Annotated in this window: 18 protein-coding genes, 2 pseudogenes and 1 riboswitch; of the genes and pseudogenes, 13 read left to right on the top strand and 7 right to left on the bottom strand. The window is 70.8% G+C overall.

The window, feature by feature from the left end:
• Positions 1-18: 18 nt before the first annotated feature.
• Complete coding sequence (locus ACFYW8_RS04195) at positions 19-813, bottom strand: SDR family oxidoreductase (RefSeq protein WP_389068141.1); 795 nt, start codon at positions 811-813, stop codon at positions 19-21.
• 365 nt (positions 814-1,178) lie between these two features.
• On the opposite strand from ACFYW8_RS04195, the gene ACFYW8_RS04190 reads away from it, so the two are divergent.
• Both ACFYW8_RS04190 and ACFYW8_RS04185 read left to right on the top strand, forming a co-directional pair.
• The gene (locus ACFYW8_RS04190) at positions 1,179-1,439 is read left to right on the top strand and encodes a hypothetical protein (RefSeq protein WP_389067598.1); all 261 of its coding nucleotides are present in this window, start codon (positions 1,179-1,181) and stop codon (positions 1,437-1,439) included.
• A 207-nt stretch (positions 1,440-1,646) separates the two neighbouring features.
• A pseudogene (locus ACFYW8_RS04185) lies at positions 1,647-1,817 on the top strand (IS1380 family transposase); the annotation flags it as partial.
• A gap of 173 nt (positions 1,818-1,990) precedes the next feature.
• On the opposite strand, the gene ACFYW8_RS04180 reads toward ACFYW8_RS04185, so the two are convergent.
• Both ACFYW8_RS04180 and ACFYW8_RS04175 read right to left on the bottom strand, forming a co-directional pair.
• Positions 1,991-3,181, bottom strand: coding sequence for an acyl-CoA dehydrogenase family protein (locus ACFYW8_RS04180; RefSeq protein ID WP_365875484.1), 1,191 nt, complete (start codon positions 3,179-3,181; stop codon positions 1,991-1,993).
• 222 nt (positions 3,182-3,403) lie between these two features.
• Positions 3,404-3,625 carry a CbtB-domain containing protein gene (locus ACFYW8_RS04175; RefSeq protein ID WP_355768047.1) on the bottom strand — a complete coding sequence of 74 codons (222 nt, stop codon included), beginning with the start codon at positions 3,623-3,625 and terminating at the stop codon, positions 3,404-3,406.
• A 37-nt stretch (positions 3,626-3,662) separates the two neighbouring features.
• Positions 3,663-3,825, bottom strand: a riboswitch (cobalamin riboswitch).
• 184 nt (positions 3,826-4,009) lie between these two features.
• Here ACFYW8_RS04175 and ACFYW8_RS04170 point away from each other — a divergent pair.
• Positions 4,010-4,594, top strand: a complete 585-nt coding sequence (locus ACFYW8_RS04170; protein WP_389067589.1) for a histidine phosphatase family protein — start codon at positions 4,010-4,012, stop codon at positions 4,592-4,594.
• A gap of 290 nt (positions 4,595-4,884) precedes the next feature.
• Here the strand turns inward: ACFYW8_RS04170 and ACFYW8_RS04165 are convergent, their stop codons facing one another.
• Entirely contained in the window at positions 4,885-5,259 is a 375-nt protein-coding gene (locus ACFYW8_RS04165; protein ID WP_365875480.1) for a ferredoxin, read from the bottom strand.
• Between the two features lie 51 nt (positions 5,260-5,310).
• Positions 5,311-5,703 (bottom strand): nuclear transport factor 2 family protein, encoded by a 393-nt coding sequence (locus ACFYW8_RS04160; protein ID WP_389067582.1) that lies wholly within the window; start codon positions 5,701-5,703, stop codon positions 5,311-5,313.
• Between the two features lie 82 nt (positions 5,704-5,785).
• On the opposite strand from ACFYW8_RS04160, the gene ACFYW8_RS04155 reads away from it, so the two are divergent.
• The 4 genes from ACFYW8_RS04155 to ACFYW8_RS04140 all read left to right on the top strand — a co-directional run bounded on the left by ACFYW8_RS04155 (position 5,786) and on the right by ACFYW8_RS04140 (position 8,799).
• Positions 5,786-6,349: a PadR family transcriptional regulator gene (locus ACFYW8_RS04155; RefSeq protein WP_365875476.1), complete on the top strand. Its 564-nt coding sequence runs from the start codon at positions 5,786-5,788 to the stop codon at positions 6,347-6,349.
• 218 nt (positions 6,350-6,567) lie between these two features.
• Positions 6,568-7,263 carry a type 1 glutamine amidotransferase domain-containing protein gene (locus ACFYW8_RS04150; protein WP_389067576.1) on the top strand — a complete coding sequence of 232 codons (696 nt, stop codon included), beginning with the start codon at positions 6,568-6,570 and terminating at the stop codon, positions 7,261-7,263.
• 85 nt (positions 7,264-7,348) lie between these two features.
• Complete coding sequence (locus ACFYW8_RS04145) at positions 7,349-7,570, top strand: hypothetical protein (protein ID WP_389067571.1); 222 nt, start codon at positions 7,349-7,351, stop codon at positions 7,568-7,570.
• Positions 7,571-7,638: 68 nt separating this feature from the next.
• Complete coding sequence (locus ACFYW8_RS04140) at positions 7,639-8,799, top strand: Gfo/Idh/MocA family oxidoreductase (RefSeq protein WP_365875472.1); 1,161 nt, start codon at positions 7,639-7,641, stop codon at positions 8,797-8,799.
• A gap of 232 nt (positions 8,800-9,031) precedes the next feature.
• On the opposite strand, the gene ACFYW8_RS04135 is transcribed toward ACFYW8_RS04140, so the two are convergent.
• Complete coding sequence (locus ACFYW8_RS04135; RefSeq protein ID WP_389067566.1) at positions 9,032-9,910, bottom strand: deoxyribose-phosphate aldolase; 879 nt, start codon at positions 9,908-9,910, stop codon at positions 9,032-9,034.
• A gap of 406 nt (positions 9,911-10,316) precedes the next feature.
• Between ACFYW8_RS04135 and ACFYW8_RS04130 the strand changes: the two genes are divergently transcribed.
• The 5 genes from ACFYW8_RS04130 (at position 10,317) to ACFYW8_RS04110 (ending at position 14,527) form a co-directional block, all read left to right on the top strand.
• Positions 10,317-11,336 carry a sugar ABC transporter substrate-binding protein gene (locus ACFYW8_RS04130; RefSeq protein ID WP_365875470.1) on the top strand — a complete coding sequence of 340 codons (1,020 nt, stop codon included), beginning with the start codon at positions 10,317-10,319 and terminating at the stop codon, positions 11,334-11,336.
• On the top strand, positions 11,336-12,412 hold the full coding sequence (locus tag ACFYW8_RS04125; protein ID WP_389067561.1) for an ABC transporter permease: 1,077 nt from the start codon (positions 11,336-11,338) through the stop codon (positions 12,410-12,412). Before ACFYW8_RS04130 ends, ACFYW8_RS04125 begins: the two co-directional genes overlap by 1 nt.
• 8 nt (positions 12,413-12,420) lie before the next feature.
• Positions 12,421-13,338, top strand: a complete 918-nt coding sequence (locus tag ACFYW8_RS04120) for an ATP-binding cassette domain-containing protein (RefSeq protein ID WP_389067557.1) — start codon at positions 12,421-12,423, stop codon at positions 13,336-13,338.
• Between the two features lie 254 nt (positions 13,339-13,592).
• Positions 13,593-14,165, top strand: a complete 573-nt coding sequence (locus ACFYW8_RS04115) for a TetR/AcrR family transcriptional regulator (RefSeq protein ID WP_365875464.1) — start codon at positions 13,593-13,595, stop codon at positions 14,163-14,165.
• A 167-nt stretch (positions 14,166-14,332) separates the two neighbouring features.
• The gene (locus ACFYW8_RS04110) at positions 14,333-14,527 is read left to right on the top strand and encodes a hypothetical protein (protein WP_389068163.1); all 195 of its coding nucleotides are present in this window, start codon (positions 14,333-14,335) and stop codon (positions 14,525-14,527) included.
• Positions 14,528-14,721: 194 nt separating this feature from the next.
• Here ACFYW8_RS04110 and ACFYW8_RS04105 read toward each other — a convergent pair.
• Positions 14,722-14,811, bottom strand: a pseudogene (locus ACFYW8_RS04105) (hypothetical protein); the annotation flags it as partial.
• Positions 14,812-14,895: 84 nt separating this feature from the next.
• Between ACFYW8_RS04105 and ACFYW8_RS04100 the strand changes: the two are divergent.
• Entirely contained in the window at positions 14,896-16,077 is a 1,182-nt protein-coding gene (locus tag ACFYW8_RS04100; protein WP_389067552.1) for an acyl-CoA dehydrogenase family protein, read from the top strand.
• Positions 16,078-16,294 lie beyond the last annotated feature (217 nt).

Genomic DNA, 16,294 nt, shown 5'->3' with positions numbered 1-16,294 from the left:
TGGTCTTCCACAGTGTGGTCAGCCTCCGGTGGCGAAGCCGGGGAACAGGGTCATCCCGCCGTCGACGAACAGGGTCGTGCCGACCACGTAGTCCATGAGGTCGGAGGCCAGTACCGTCACCGCGTCGGCGATGTCCTCGGGCTCCCCGACCCTGCGGTAGGGGATCAGTTTGAGCAGCTCCGCCTCGGCCTCGGGGGTCTCCCAGGCGCTGCGGTTGATCGGGGTCTTGATGGCACCCGGCGCGACCGCGTTGACCCGGACCCCGTGCGGGCCGAGCTCCTGGGCCAGCGTCTGCATGAGCATCAGGACACCGCCCTTGGACGCGGCGTAGTTCAGGTGACCGGACCACGGAATGATCTGGTGCACGGAACTCATGCAGACGATCTTCCCGGCGGAGCGGGACACCTCGGGCACCACACCGCGGCGCAGGAACTCCTTGGCCGCCTCCCTGGCACACAGGAACTGGCCGGTGAGGTTCACGTCGATGACCTTGTGCCACTGCGCGAGGGTCATCTCCGTCACCGCCGCGTCCCGTTGCAGACCGGCGTTGGCCACCAGGATGTCGATCGTGCCGAACTCCTCCAGCATGCGCGCGAACATCCCGACGACCTGACCCTCGTCGGACACGTCCGCCTCATGGGCGAAGGCCCGTACGCCGAAGGCCTGGATCTGCCGGACCACGTCCTCGGCGGCCTCCTGTCCGGCGACGTAGTTGACGACGACGTCGGCACCCGCCCGGCCCAGCGCGACCGCCGTCGCCAGTCCGATGCCCGAGTTCGCCCCGGTCACCAGGGCCTTCTGGCCCCGCAGCAACGGCAGCCCCGCAAGCTGCCCACCGGTGTCCACGCCTGAGGTCACTGCCGTCTCCCATCGTCTGCCGATTGTCGGCACCAAGGGACAACACTCCTAGGCCGTGAGCGCGCGCGCGGGCTCACGGGCCGCCACACTCGACCATTCGGACAGAGGTGTCCCTCGAACGGCCCAGCCGAGGCTTGGCCAGCCCTGTGGGGCCGTCTCCGTGGCTGGGCCCGCATGGCCTGACCACTCAGCGCGAAGTCCGACGCAAGAAGGCCTAGGGACGGGCGAACGCGAGGACCACACCGCGCGCGGCGAGGTCCGTCTGCCACTGGGCGAGGGCCTCGACGGCGGTGGCGTCAATGTAGGTGCCGGCTTCGACGTTGACGACGACCTACCGCGCCGCGGGCCGTGCGCCGTCGATCAGTTCCTTCGCCTGGGCAGCACGGAAAAGGGACGAGGGCGGCGTCGAAGCGGTGGACCACTTGGCCAAGCTGGGTCTGGGCGTGCTTGTTCTTCCCGATGTCACCGTAGCTGTCGATGCCCTGGAGACGGCCGAATACGGCAGCGTGCGGGCGCACCGTGCGGTCGACGGAGACACCGATCGGCAGGCCGACGGCGACGATGAGGCCGTTGAAGCATGACCCTCGGCTCCGCGTACCCCCGTGACCGAACGACCGCCTCAGAGCCAGTAGTCGGGTGCGCTCGTTGTTGCTGCTCGGGGCAGCGTTGAGCCCTCCAACGCAGTTGCTCGGCATAGGGCAGACCGGTGAGCGCGTAGAGGACCATGACATCTCCAGGCAGGGGAAGCTGGCCGTGCCTTGTGGCGAGGGGCACGAGAGTCCAGACACCTGCCTGGGTACTGCCTGGCCGACGCCAGCGTGCTGCGGGCCGAGCCCGACGCGTTCGGGCCGGTCGTCTCCGACCCCACCGTCTCCCGCCTGGTTGACCCGCTCGCCTGGTCCGGGCCCCGTGCCCTGGAGGCGATCCGCCGGGCCAGGGTCGAAGTGCGGGACCGGGTCTGACAGTTGGCCGGTGAGCGGGTCCCGCAACCAGGAGCGTGACCTACAGATCGAGGTTGACGCAGCCATCGAGACCTGACTGGCGAGGCCTGGGACGTTCGTGAGGAGTCAATTGACTATGGTGCCAACTATCCCGCTTTTGTGCCAACTAAAAAGCCTCGCCACACACGGCGCTACCGCCGCACCCGGGGCATCCCCAGCCCGATCCACGAGATGATCTCCCGCTGGATCTCGTTGTTGCCGCCGCCGAACGTGAAGATCACTGCCGATCGGTAGCCGCGTTCGAGTTCGCCGTGCAGGACGGCGCCCGCGGAGCCCTCCTTGAGGACGCCGGGGGCCGCGACGATCTCCATCAGCCAGGCGTACGCGTCCCGGCGCGCCTCGGAGCCGTACACCTTGACGGCGGAGGCGTCCTGCGGGGTGAGCGTGCCCTCCTGGACGGCGTTCACCATCCGCCAGTTGAGGAGTTTCATGGCGTCCAGTTTGGTGTGCGTCCGGGCGAGGAGGCGGCGCACCCAGGGGAGGTCGACGACGCGGCGGCCGTCGGCGAGTTTGGTCTCCGCCGCCCAGCGCTGGACGTCGTGCAGGGCGCGGATGGCCATGGTGCCGTGTGCGGCGAGGGTGACGCGCTCGTGGTTGAGCTGGTTGGTGATCAGCCGCCAGCCCTTGTTCTCCTCGCCGACCCGGCGCGTGGCGGGGACGCGGATGTTCTCGTAGTAGCTCGCGGTGGTGTCGTGCGAGGCGAGCGTGTTGATGATGGTGCACGAATAGCCGGGATCGGAGGTCGGCACGAGGAGCATGGTGATGCCCTTGTGGGGCGGGGCGTCCGGATCGGTGCGGACCGCGAGCCAAACCCAGTCGGCCGTGTCGCCGTTGGTCGTCCAGATCTTCTGGCCGTCGACCGTGTAGTGGCCGGTCTCCTCGTCGCCTTCCCGTACGGCCCTGGTCCTGAGCGCGGCGAGGTCCGTCCCGGCGTCGGGCTCGCTGTAGCCGATCGCGAAGTCGAGTTCACCGGAGAGGATCTTCGGCAGGAAGTACGACTTCTGCTCCTCCGTACCGAACCGCATGATCGTCGGTCCGACGGTGTTGAGGGCCATCAGCGGCAGCGGTACTCCCGCCTGGGCCGCCTCGTCGAAGAAGATGAACTGCTCCATCGGGCTCAGGCCGCGCCCGCCGTACTCCTTCGGCCAGCCGACCCCGAGCCAGCCGTCCGCGCCGAGCCGTCGGATCGTCTCGCGGTAGAAGCGCTTCTGCGCCGCCGGATCGCCATAGCGCGCGTAGGCGTTGTCCGGTACCAACTCGGAGAAGTAGACCCGCAGTTCGGTCCGCAACCGCTGCTGCTCCGGCGTGTATTCGAGATGCACGGCGCCTCCTGCCTCCCCGAGCCCGACCTGACGGCGCACACCGTAGAACGTGTTTCAGAAATTGGGAATGCCGATGACGCGGACGCCGGGTCCGCGGGGTGTGGGCGGGCGGGCCTGCGCACGTGAGGGGGCGGTGCCCGGCCGGCCGGGCACCGCCCCCTCACCTGGGCCGGGGTTCCCGGCCGTCGCGGAATATCGTGGCTCGTACGTTTCCCGTCGCCGTCAGTGGCAGGGGAAACCGAGCAGGTGGCGGGCGTCGTGGACCCATTCGTGGACGTTCTCGCCGGACACGAGGGAGGTGGCGCCCTGTTCGGCGCCGACGAAGTAGAGCAGGACCAGCATCAGGATGCCGAAGAAGGCCGCCCAGGGGACGATCGCACCGATCGGCAGCTTCGCGGGAACGGCGGTGGGGGTGACGGTCGGCTGAACGACGGACTGCGCCATGGGGCAGAACCTCCTGGGGAACTCGCGTCCCGGCTCGGTGGTGCACAGGACGACAGCCACGGGTCTGACTTGGCCCGCCTCCACCGCTCCTGGCCGGAGCGACAAGTGCTGGGCTTACAGTGGCGCGACCGTGCCGGATTTCCACCGGGCTTCCGCCGAACCGTCGTCAATATCCACGTGACCGTACCGCGAAGCCGGTTCGGGGCCAAGGGCGCACGCACGGGTGCACCCTGTGCGCCCCGTGCGCCTGGGAACTCGACGACCGCCCTGCCGGACCAGGTGGTTCGCCTCCGACCACGGTCGGCGACGCGCGGGCCCCTGCGCACGAGCCCGGTACATGAGCCCGGCACACGAACCAGGTCCACGAAGCATGAGAGTGATGGCATGACCAGCCGAGTGATCTTGATCTCCGCGGCGATCAGCGAGGCGCTGCGCGAGGCCCGCTTCGACGACGGGAGTCCGGTGGACGCCGCGGGCCTGCGGGCCGCCAGGACGGCGGCCGCCGCGGGTGCCGTGCCGGCCGCGGGCCGCCTGTGGGTCTCCCCCACCGTGCGGTGCCGCCGGACGGCGGTTGCGCTCGGACTCGACGGCGGTGTCGAGGCACCGGAGTTGGCCGGTCTGGACGTGGGCCGCTGGCGCGGCGCGACGCTGGCCGAGGTGAGCGCGAAGGAGCCGGAGGCGGTGGCGCGGTGGCTCGCCGATCCCGCGTCGGCGCCCCACGGCGGCGAGTCGGTGCGGGCGTTCTGCGACCGGGTGGCGGAACGCCTCGACGCGGCGTCGGAGTTCGACGGCCGCACCGTCGCGGTGGTGGAGCCCGAGGTGGTACGAGCCCTGGTGGTACGGGTGCTGGGGGCGCCGGAGTCGGCGTTCTGGCGCGTGGACGTGCCGCCGCTCACCGTCACGGAGTTGAGCGGGCGCGGGGGGCGCTGGAACATCCGCGCCGGACGCCCGCTCGCCGAACCGTCCTGACCAGGGCCGCCGTTGCCCGCACCGTAGATCCCCGACCCGGGCGGCCCTGGTCCTCAGGGGCTTGACGTCCTCAGCGCGGGAATTGACGTCCTCAGCACGGGACTTGACCCGGCCGTCCGGGTGCGGCCCCAGAGCCCCGACCCGGGAGGCCCGCACGTCAGCGCGGAGCACGGGCGGACCGCACCCTCGCCACAGCGCCCTGCCGCGGGGCCGACCTCGTCCTCACCGCGGACTTGACCCGGACCGCCCGGGCCTCACCTCGGAATCCTCTCCCGGGGCGCTTTCGTTCCTCACCGCAGCGTGGCCATGAAGTCCGCGCACGCCTGGGCGCACTCACGGCAGGTCTTCGCGGCGGTCTCCGCGCCGGGGCATCCGTCGAAGGCGTCGGCGCACTCCAGGCAGACGTCACGGCACCACTCCAGCTGCGCGCGGATGCCTCTCTCGTTCTGCTCCAGTTGGCGGGACAGCACATGGCAGGTCGCCTCGCAGACCTCCGCGCACAGGATCCCCGCGCGCCGTGCCGCTTCCTGGTTCTTCGGCCCGTCGGGATCAAGGAGACTCGCGCGCAGCGCACAGGCGTGGGCACACTCGGTGCAGGCCTGGGCGCAGGCGAAGCGATCCTCCAGGAACCGGAAGAGCTCCCGCTGTGATGTCGTCGTCGTCACAACGCGCGGGTTGCCGCGGAGAGTCGGTTCAAACAGCGCGGGACACGGACCTCACGCGCCGGCCGCTTCCCGGGAGATCTGTTCGAACTGCGCGCCCATCGCCTCGGAGAGCGCCTGCGCCGCCGACAACGGGCGCACCATCACGGTGAGTTCGTCGATGCGTCCGTCCTCGTCGAAGTGCAGGAAGTCACAGCCGTTGATCTCCTTGTCACCCACCTTGGCCGTGAAGACCAGCGCGTGGTCACGGCCGTCGGCTCCGGCGATCTCACGGACGTAGCGGAAGTCGCTGAAGACACGCCAGACGCCGCGCAGGATGGCCGCGGTGATCGCCTTGCCCGGGTAGGGCTTGAAGGCGACCGGGCTGGTGAACACGACGTCGTCGGCCAGCAGCTCCTCGACCGCGCCGAGGTCCCCGGCTTCCACGGCCTTGCGGAAGGCGTTCATTGCGCCCACCTCTCTTACTCAACTAATTGATTAGGTGCGGATAAGATTAGTCGTGTGGAGACAGGCCGTCTAGCCTTGTGGGATGGCATTGCGCAACGCGGTACTGGCCGCGCTCCTGGAGGGCGAGGCGTCGGGCTACGACCTGGCCAAGGGGTTCGACGCCTCGGTGGCCAACTTCTGGATGGCGACCCCGCAGCAGCTCTACCGGGAACTCGACCGGATGGAGTCCGAGGGGCTCATCGCGGCCCGGCTCGTGCAACAGGAACGCCGGCCCAACAAACGGTTGTTCTCCCTGACCGCGGCGGGGCTCGACGTCCTGTCCGCCTTCACCGCCGGGCCCGCGAGGCCCACGGCGATCCGCGACGAGCTGATGGTGAAGGTGTACGCCCTCGACGAGGGGGACGCGGACGCCGTCCGGGCGTCGATCGCCGAGCGCCTGGAGTCGGCGCGCGCCAAGCTGGCGCACTACGACCGGATCGGCGCCCGCCTGCTCGACGGGCGCACCGAGGACGAGTACCTCGCCGGGGCCGAGCGCGTCGGCCCGTATCTCACTCTCCTGGGGGGACGCGCCTTCGAGCAGGCGATCATCGACTGGGCGGAGCGGGCGTTGCGGGTCCTGGAACAGCGCGCGTCCGTCGCCCGCTAGGCAGCCGCGGCCTGCGGGCGCCGCCCCGTGCGACGAGTACGCCCACGGTCCCGTCGCACGGGCCGTGGCTGCGACCGCGTTACCTGTTGGTCACCGGGGTCCGGCCCGCATACGGTCGAGTACATCGCCACCCTGGCGTTCCACGTGCGGAACGTCAGGGGCGTACGACCGGTATCCCATCCAGGCCGTCAGGGCCCGCACCCTCGGAGAATCGCACCATGTCGAAGATCCTTTTCGTGTTGACCGGCGCCGACCACTGGACGCTCGCCGACGGCACCCCGCATCCGACCGGCTTCTGGGCCGAGGAGGCCGCCGCCCCGTACGAGGCGTTCAAGGCGGCCGGGCACGACGTCGTCGTCGCCACGCCGGGCGGGGTCGTGCCGACCGTGGACCAGAAGAGCCTGGCGCCCGAGTTCAACGGTGGCCAGGAAGGCGCCGAGAAGGTCGAACGCACCCTTGCGTCCATGGCAGAGCTGCGCCGACCGCTCAAGCTGTCGGAGGTGAACCTCGACGACTACGCCGCCGTCTTCTACCCGGGCGGGCACGGTCCGATGGAGGACCTCTCGGGCGACACCGGGTCCGGCCGGCTGCTCATCCGCGCGCTGGAGTCGGGCAAGCCGCTCGGTGTGGTGTGCCACGGTCCGGCGGCGCTGCTGGCCGCCACCCGGGAGGACGGCACCAACGCCTTCGCGGGCTACCGGGTCTCGGCGTTCACGAACGCCGAGGAGACCCAGGCCGGTTTCGCCGACAAGGCCAGTTGGCTCCTCCAGGACCGGCTCGTCGCGGCGGGCGTCGACTTCCAGGAGGGCGAGCCGTGGATCCCCAAGGTGGTCGTCGACCGCAACCTCGTCACGGGCCAGAACCCTGCCTCCGCCGCCCCGCTCGCGGCGGAACTGCTGAAGAAACTGGCCTGACCGACGGCGTGTCCAGGGCGGGAACAGTTCCGCGGTGGGACCGTGGCGGAGGAGGCGGCCGTCCCCCAGCAGATGCACGGTGTCGGTGTGCGCCGCCCCCGAGGACGCCGAGATCGGAGCCCTCGTCGACCTCGGCCTGATCGACGAGGGCGTCAGGGTCGGTGCCGTCGAGGCCTTCGTCGCCTGCGCGCGGTCCCTCACCGCGCTGACGGCGGCTCGTTCGGCCCGCCCGGGCCCTACCGTTCCGGGCGGCGACAGCGTGAGCGCGCCGCCGGGCGGGTCGGGGACGGCTCGGGCATGTCGTTGAGGAATACGCCGAGAATGGGCTTCACTGTGAGCCGGTAGGTACTCGGACCGGTCCGGTGAAGGGCAGTCATGGTGCGTGCGCTCGGTGTCGCCGTCGTCGGGTTCGGCTGGATGGGACGCGTGCACACCCAGGCGTACGCCCGCGTGCCGCACCACTTCCCGGAACCGGCCCTGCGTCCCGAACTGGTCGCTGTCGCCGACGAGGTGCCGGGCCGCGCCGAGGAGGCCGCCGCGCGGTACGGCTTCGCCACCGCCGCGCGCGACTGGCGCGAGATCGCCGCCGATCCGCGCGTCGAGGCCGTGAGCATCACCGCGCCCAACTTTCTGCACCGTGAGATCGGTGTCGCCATGGCTGGGGCCGGCAAGCACATCTGGATCGAGAAACCGGTGGGTCTGACCGCCGACGACGCCCGAGCCGTTTCGGACGCGGTGGCCAAGGCAGGCGTCCGGGGCACGGTCGGCTTCAACTACCGCAACGCGCCCGCCGTCGTGGCCGCCCGCGAGCTGATCGCCTCCGGCGGCATCGGCGACGTCACCCACGTGCGCATCCGCCTGTTCAGCGACTACGCGGCCGACCCGGAGGGCGCACTGACCTGGCGCTACGAGCGGGAGCGGGGCGGCAGCGGGGTCCTCGGCGACCTTGCCTCGCACGGCGTCGACCTGGCCCGTTTCCTGCTGGGCGAGATCGAGGCGCTGGCGGCGGACACCGCGGTCTTCGTGCCGCTACGGGCCCGGCCGGCCGGCGCGACCGCGGGGCACGCGCTCGCGACGGGCGGCGAGCCGACGCCCGTGGAGAACGAGGACTACGTCAACTGCCTGCTGCGCTTCGCCTCCGGTGCGCGCGGTGTCCTGGAGGCGTGCCGGGTCTCGGTGGGTGAGCAGAACAACTACGGGTTCGAGATCCACGGCACCCAGGGCGCGGTGTTCTGGGACTTCCGCCGAATGGGCGAACTCGGCGTCAGCCGGGGCACGGCCTACCAGGACCAGCCGGTCAGCACCCTGTACGTCGGTCCGGGGGCCGGGGACTACGCCGCCTTCCAGCCCGGCGCGGCGAACAGCATGGGCTACGACGACCTCAAGGTCGTCGAGGCGCACACCTTCCTTCGGTCCATCGCCGACAACCGGCCGTACGGTGCGACGCCGGTCGACGCGGTCCGCAGTGCCACCGCGCTGGACGCGATGGTCCGCTCCGCGTCGTCGGGCACCTGGGTGACGCTCGCCGCGGAATGATCCGCGGCCCCTCCCCGGGCGCTGCCACGGCGCGGGGTCGGGGCGCGCCCGGGGCGGGGCCATGCCCGAGTGCGGGGCGCGCGCCCGGTCGTGGGGCCCGCTCGGGTGCGGGGCACGTCCGGCGATGGGCCCGGCTCCGGTGCGGGGCGAGCCCGGTGGTGGGCCCGGCTCCGGTGCGGAGCACGTCCGCTTGTGGGCCCGGATCCGGTGCGCGGCACGTCCGGGTGCCGGGTCAGAGGAGGGCGACCGCCGTGTCCACCGCGGTCTCCACCCTGCCGTCGGCCGGGTAGAGCAGAGAGCGGCCGACGACCAGGCCCTGCACGGTGGGCAGACGGAGGGCCTTGCGCCATCTCTCGTACGCGGCCTCCTGGTCCGTGCCCACCTCTCCGCCGAGCAGCACGGCAGGCAGGGTGGAGGTCTCCAGGACCTCGGCCATGTCGTCGGGGTCGCTGGTGACGGGCAGCTTGAGCCACGTGTACGCGGAGGTTCCGCCGAGACCCGAGGCGATGGCGATGGAGCGGGTGACGGCCTCCGCGCTCAGATCGTTGCGGACCGCGCCCTTCTCCCGTCGGGATATGAACGGCTCGACGAACAGCGGCAGTCGGCGTGCGGCCATGGCGTCCACGGCGCGGGCGCCGCTCTCCAGGGTGGCGAGGGAGCCGGGGTCGTCGTAGTCGATGCGCAGCAGAAGCTTTCCGGCGTCGAAGCGCAGCCGCTCGATGTCCTCGGCGCGGTGGCCGGTGAAGCGGTCGTCCATCTCGAAGGAGGCGCCCGCGAGTCCGCCGCGGTTCATGGAGCCCATCACGATTTTGTTCTCCAGGGCGCCGAGCAGCAGCAGGTCCTCCAGGATGTCGGCGGTGGCGAGCACCCCGTCGACGCCGGGCCTGGACAGTGCCAGGCAGAGGCGTCCGAGGAGCTCGGCGCGGTTGGCCATGGCGAGCCGGTGGCCGCCGACGCCGAGCGCTCCGCGTGCCGGGTGGTCGGCGGCCACGATCATCAGACGGCCGCTGTCGCCGATCAGCGGGCGGCGGTCGCGGCGGGCGGCCGCTTCGGCGATGGCCTCCGGATGCCGGGCACGCACCGTGACCAGATCGGGGATGCGGATGCTCAAGTCGGGCTCCGTTCAGGGGTGTTGCCGGTCGGCCCGATCACGCGCCCGAGGGTCCGGCGGACTCGGGCAGGCGTGATGCTCCTGATGTGGGGGATGCATGGGATGCGGCGAGGTGGCGAGGAGGCGCCCCGCGCCTCTCAGGTGTAGGACGCTCAGCTCTCCCCCGTCAACAGGTTGTACGGACATTCGAACCTACTACTGAAATAATGTCTTAACAAAGTATTGACAGGTGGGTGCGACAGGGACTTGTATCCGGTCCCAACGCAACCGCCGCTCCACCGGATCCCGACCCCGGACCCGCCGTCCGGGACCGGCGTCCGGACCCGTCGTCGCGGACCCGCACGGGTCCCGCACCCCGTACCGTCCCGTTCCCTCTCCCCCGCTCGCACAGTGAGGTGCTGGAAAGATGGATCGCACGTTCCACCCCCGTTCCCGGAGAATCGCCCCCCTCGTGGCCCTGGCGGCGGCGTCCGCGCTGCTCGCCGCGGGCTGCTCCAGCGGTTCGGGCGGCAAGAAGTCCGAGGAGGGCGGGGCCGGTGCCACCGCGGGAAAGGCGAACACACCCCGGATGACGGTCGCCCTCGTCACCCACCAGGCACCCGGCGACACCTTCTGGGACATCGTCCGCAAGGGCGCCGAGGCCGCGGCCGCCAAGGACAACATCAAGCTCGTCTACTCCGCCGACCCGAACGCGGGCGGTCAGGCCAACTTCGTCCAGAACGCGATCGACCAGAAGGTCGACGGGATCGCCATCACACTGGCCAAACCGGATGCCATGAAGGACGTGGTGGGCAAGGCGACTTCGGCCGGCATACCCGTCGTGGGTCTCAACTCGGGTCTCAGCGACTGGAAGAGACTGGGCCTGACGGAGTTCTTCGGCCAGGACGAGACCGTCGCGGGCGAGGCACTCGGCAGGAAGCTGAACGCGGAAGGCGCCAAGAAGGCCGTCTGCGTGGTCCAGGAACAGGGCAACATCGGCCTCACCCAGCGCTGCGACGGCGTGAAGAAGACCTTCGGCGGCAGCACGGAGAACCTGTACGTCAACGGCACCGACATGCCGTCCGTGAAGTCCACGATCACCGCCAAGCTCAAGCAGGACCCCGCGATCGACTACGTCGTCACGCTCGGCGCCCCGTACGCCCTGACCTCCGTGCAGTCGGTGAGCGAGGCCGGCAGCAAGGCGAAGATCGCCACCTTCGACCTCAACAAGGACCTCACCGGCGCCATCGGCAAGGGCACCATCCAGTTCGCCGTCGACCAGCAGCCCTACCTCCAGGGCTACTTGGCGATCGACTCGCTGTGGCTCTACAAGAACAACGGCAACTACAGCGGCGGCGGCGAGCAGCCGGTCCTGACCGGCCCGGCGTTCGTGGACAAGAGCAATGTCGACGCCGTCGCCAAGTTCGCGGCGAACGGCACCCGGTGATGAGCACGGCCGGGCGGGCCGGACCGACGGTGACCGCGCCGCCGGCTCCCGGCCCCCGGACGACCGACGGGCGGACGGCGCGGCGCCCCCTGGCGCTGCGGCTGCTCGCCCGGCCCGAGGTCGGGGTGTTCCTGGGCGCCGTCGCCGTGTTCGTCTTCTTCCTGATCGCGGCCCCCTCGGTGCGCTCCGGCGGTTCGATGGCGACCGTGCTCTACCAGTCGTCGACGATCGGCCTCATGGCCCTGCCCGTGGCGCTGCTGATGATCGGCGGCGAGTTCGACCTGTCCGCCGGTGTCGCGGTGATCACTTCGGCGCTGACCGCGAGCATGCTCAGCTATCAACTGACCATGAACGTGTGGGTGGGTGTGGTCGTCGCACTCGTCGCCTCGCTCGCGATCGGCGCGTTCAACGGCTGGATGATGGTCCGCACCGGGCTGCCGAGCTTCCTGGTGACGCTCGGGACCTTCCTCGTCCTGCAAGGCGTGAACCTCGCCGTCACCAAGCTGGTCACCGGCAACGTGGCCACCGACGACATCAGCGACATGGACGGCTTCGGCCAGGCGAAGAAGATCTTCGCCTCGTCGTTCGACGTCGGCGGCGTCCAGCTGAAGATCACGATCGTGTGGTGGCTGGTCTTCGCGGCCCTGACCACCTGGGTGCTGCTGCGTACCAGGTACGGCAACTGGGTCTTCGCGGTCGGCGGCGACCAGGACAGCGCCCGCGCGGTCGGCGTGCCGGTGACCTTCACCAAGATCACGCTGTTCATGACGGTCGGCTTCGGCGCCTGGTTCGTCGGCATGCACGAGCTGTTCTCGTTCAACACGGTGCAGTCCGGCGAGGGCGTCGGCCAGGAGCTGATCTACATCGCCGCGGCGGTGATCGGCGGTTGTCTGCTCACCGGCGGCTACGGCTCCGCGATCGGTCCGGTCTTCGGCGCCTTCATGTTCGGCATGGTGAACCAGGGCATCGTCTACGCCGGCTGGAACCCCGACTGGTTCAAGGCCTTCCTCGGCGTGATGCTGGTCGGCGCCACGCTCGTCAATCTGTGGGTCCGCCGCACGGCGACCCGGAGGTGAAGCGACTCATGACACGCGACAACGGATCCGGAACCACGGGCGCCGTCCTGCCGGACACCCCGCCGGGGGACGGCGGCGCCGCGATCGTCGAACTGCGCCGCGCGGGCAAGTCGTACGGCAACATCCGCGCCCTGCACGACGTCTCCCTCACTGTCCACCCCGGCCGGGTGACCTGCGTCCTCGGCGACAACGGCGCCGGCAAGTCCACCCTCATCAAAATCATCTCGGGGCTGCACCAGCACAGCGAGGGCGAGTTCCTCGTGGACGCCACCGCGGTGCGCTTCAGCACCCCTCGCGAGGCCCTCGCCAGGGGCATCGCCACCGTCTACCAGGACCTCGCGACGGTGCCGCTGATGCCGGTGTGGCGGAATTTCTTCCTCGGTTCCGAGCTGACGAAGGGCTCCTGGCCCCTGCGCCGTCTCGACATCGCCCGGATGAAGCGGACCGCCGACGAGGAACTGCGTGCCATGGGCATCGTCCTGGGCGACCTCGACCAGCCGATCGGCACGCTCTCCGGCGGCCAGCGCCAGTCCGTGGCCATCGCCCGCGCCGTCCACTTCGGCGCCCGTGTCCTCATCCTCGACGAACCGACCGCCGCGCTCGGCGTCAAGCAGTCCGGCGTCGTCCTCAAGTACATCGCCGCCGCCCGCGACCGAGGCCTCGGCGTCATCTTCATCACCCACAACCCGCACCACGCCTACATGGTCGGGGACCACTTCAGTGTGCTGCGGCTCGGCACGCTCGAACTCAGCGCCGATCGCGGCGAGATCGGTCTGGAGGAACTCACAAACCACATGGCCGGCGGTGCCGAACTGGCCGCGCTCAAACACGAGTTGGCTCAGGTGCGCGGGGTCGACGTACAGGAGCTCCCGGAAGCGGAGGACCTTCGGGCACCCGCGCCCACCTCCCCCGAAGGGACCTCCTGAACCGACTTGGCCGTCCGCCGATGCCGCAGGACCGGCACCGCGACGCCGGTGAGCCGCCGTACTTCACGGAGCGGACCGAGCGGATGCCCATCACTGACCCTGTCGTGGCCGTCGGCTCGTGAGAAGCCCCCGCGAGGACCTCTCGTGAAGGCGTCTCACGAGCCGATGGCGGCCCGCCCCCGCCTGCCATACCCGGCGGCCTCCCTCCTGGAGGGGGACGGTTACACTCAAGGAGGAACGGTTACGCTGAGATCATGCCGTCCACACGTCGTACCGCGCGCCAGACCGACCTGCTCGAACGGCTGGTCGCGCTGCTGGTGGCGGAGGGCTTCGCGGCGTTCACCCTCGACGAGCTGACCGAGCGGCTGCACTGCTCGAAAACGACGCTGTACCAACTGGCGGGCAGCAAGCAGGAGTTGGTCCGGGAAGCGGTGAAACACTACTTCCGGGAGGCCGCCCAGGCCGTCGAGAAGCAGGTGGCCGACACCGCCCCGCCCTCCGAGCGCGTGGTGGTCTACCTGAACGCGGTCGCGCGGCAGCTGCGGCCGCTGTCCCGGCAGTTCCTCGACGACATGGCCCAGTTCGAGCCGGCCCGCGAGGTGTACGAGGCCAACACGCGCCTCGCCGCGGGCAGGATCAGGCAGTTGATCGCGGACGGCGTGGCCGCCGGAGCGTTCCGTGACGTCCACGCCGCCTTCGTGGGCGAGGTGGTGGCCGCCACGATGCAGGAGATCCAGCGCGGCGAGGTCGCCGCACGCACCGGGCTGAGCGACGCCGAGGCGTACGCCGAGCTGGCGTCGCTCATCGTCCACGCCGTCTCACCCTGACGCCGGCACGGCCCTCGGGTCCACGCCCCAGTCCCGTAGTACCGGCACCGTGTCGGCTCCTGGCTCGTCCGGGGCGGCCGGCCGAGGGCCGGGGTGCGGGAGAACCGCGAGGCGGGTGCGACCTGGAGGACCCCGTTCGTCACGACGAGGGTGTCCCGAGCCACCAGATGCCGGTGCCCGCCGTCCCCTACGAAGGTGAGTACCGGGGGGACACAGGCGTCCGTTCCGGCGAAGTGCGCGGCCCAGGCGTCACGGGTCCGGGATCGGAACCGCTCGGCGAACCGTTCCCGCAGTACGGGCCGGCCGCCGTGGTCGTCCTGGGCGGACAGCCGGGCGGGGCCGAGCCGCTCGGCGACACCTGATCGCAGCCCTTCGACCAGACGTCGGCCCGCGCGGCCGGCACCCTGACCAGCGCGCCCAGCGGACTCTTCGAGATCGGCGAGGACGGACCCGTGACCGCGCCGGACGATGTCGCCGGCACCCGAGGGCCCGAGCCGCAGCCCCGGCCCGGCGGACGATCGACGCGCACCACGTCGGCGCCCAGGTCGGCCGACACCATGGCCGCAAGCGGAGCCGGCCCGAGCCCCGCGAGTTCCAGGACGCGCAGGCCGGCCGGCGGACCGGTGGATCCGCCGAAGGACGGCATGGCCTGGTGGTACCAAAAACGATACTGTTGTATCGCCGGGCGTATCGATATCGCCCCGGCGAACCGCCACCCCGAGGACATGCCATGCCCGCGACCCGCACACTCCCCACGCCGGAAGCCGTCGACCTGATCGCCCTGACCCGCGAGCTCGCCGAGAAGGAGCTCTCCCCGCGCGTCGCCGAGGCGGAGGCCGAGGGACGGTTCCCCCGCGAGGTCTTCCGCACGCTCGGCCGGGCCGGCCTGCTGAGCCTGCCCTACCCCGAGGAGCACGGCGGCGGCGACCAGCCCTACGAGGTCTACCTCCAGGTCCTCGAGGAGATCGCCGCCGTGTGGGCGAGCGTCGCGGTCGGCGTCTCGGTCCACGCGCTGTCCTGCTTCGCCCTCGCGTCGTTCGGCACCGAGGAGCAGAAGAAGGAGTGGCTCCCCGACATGCTCGGCGGCGAGCTGCTCGGCGCCTACTGCCTGTCCGAGGCCCATGCCGGTTCCGACCCCGGGGCGATGCGCACACGGGCCGTCCGGGACGGCGACGACTACGTGCTCAACGGCGCCAAGGCCTGGACGACGCACGGAGGACACGCGGACTTCTACACGGTCATGGCGCGTACGTCCGACGCGGGCTCGCGCGCCATCTCCTGCTTCCTGGTCCCGGCCGACACACCGGGCCTGGTGGCCGATGCCCCGGAGCAGAAGATGGGCCTGACCGGGTCCGCCACCGCCACCGTGCGCCTGGAGAACGTACGCGTCCCCGCCCACCGCCGGCTCGGCGAGGAGGGCGACGGGCTCAGGATCGCCTTCGCCGGGCTGGACTGCGGACGCCTCGGCATCGCGGCGGTGGCCACGGGCCTGTCCCAGGGGGCGCTGGACCACGCGCTGCGCTACTCGCGGGAGCGGGAGACGTTCGGGCGGCCCATCATCGAGCATCAGGGACTGGCCTTCGTCCTCGCCGACATGGCCGCGGCGGTCCAGGTCTCCCGGGCCACCACCCTCGCCGCCGCCCGCCTCAAGGACGAGGGACTCCCGTTCCAGTCCGAGGCGTCGATCGCCAAGCTGGTCTCCACCGACAACGCCATGAAGGTCACCACCGACGCGGTCCAGGTGCTGGGCGGCGCCGGCTACACCCGCGACTTCCCGGTCGAGCGCTACATGCGCGAGGCCAAGGTCATGCAGATCTTCGAGGGCACCAACCAGATCCAGCGCCTGATCATCGGCCGCGCGCTCAAGGAGAACGAGCGCGGCGGCCTGCGAGTGCAGAACGCGGGGAAGTAGTACGCCCGAGCCGTGGTGGATCCGGTGAGCGGGGCAGGCCGGGGCAACACCGCGCTCAAGCCCTGCTCTGCCTCGCACGGCGCCGGCCGATGTCCTCGTCCTCGGCCGTACGAACCTGCCTGCCTTCGACCCTGACCAACGCACAGGGGCCCTCCGGGGACGTACGCCGACTGCGGCGCAGCGGTTGGGGCGCCAATCCCCCGCGCGTCGGAGGTGG

The sequence above is a fragment of the Streptomyces sp. NPDC002742 genome (genome assembly GCF_042888885.1).
Classification (GTDB): Bacteria; Actinomycetota; Actinomycetes; order Streptomycetales; family Streptomycetaceae; genus Streptomyces.
Note: the sequence above shows the minus strand (reverse complement) of the source record. Positions and strands in the feature narration are given on the sequence as shown.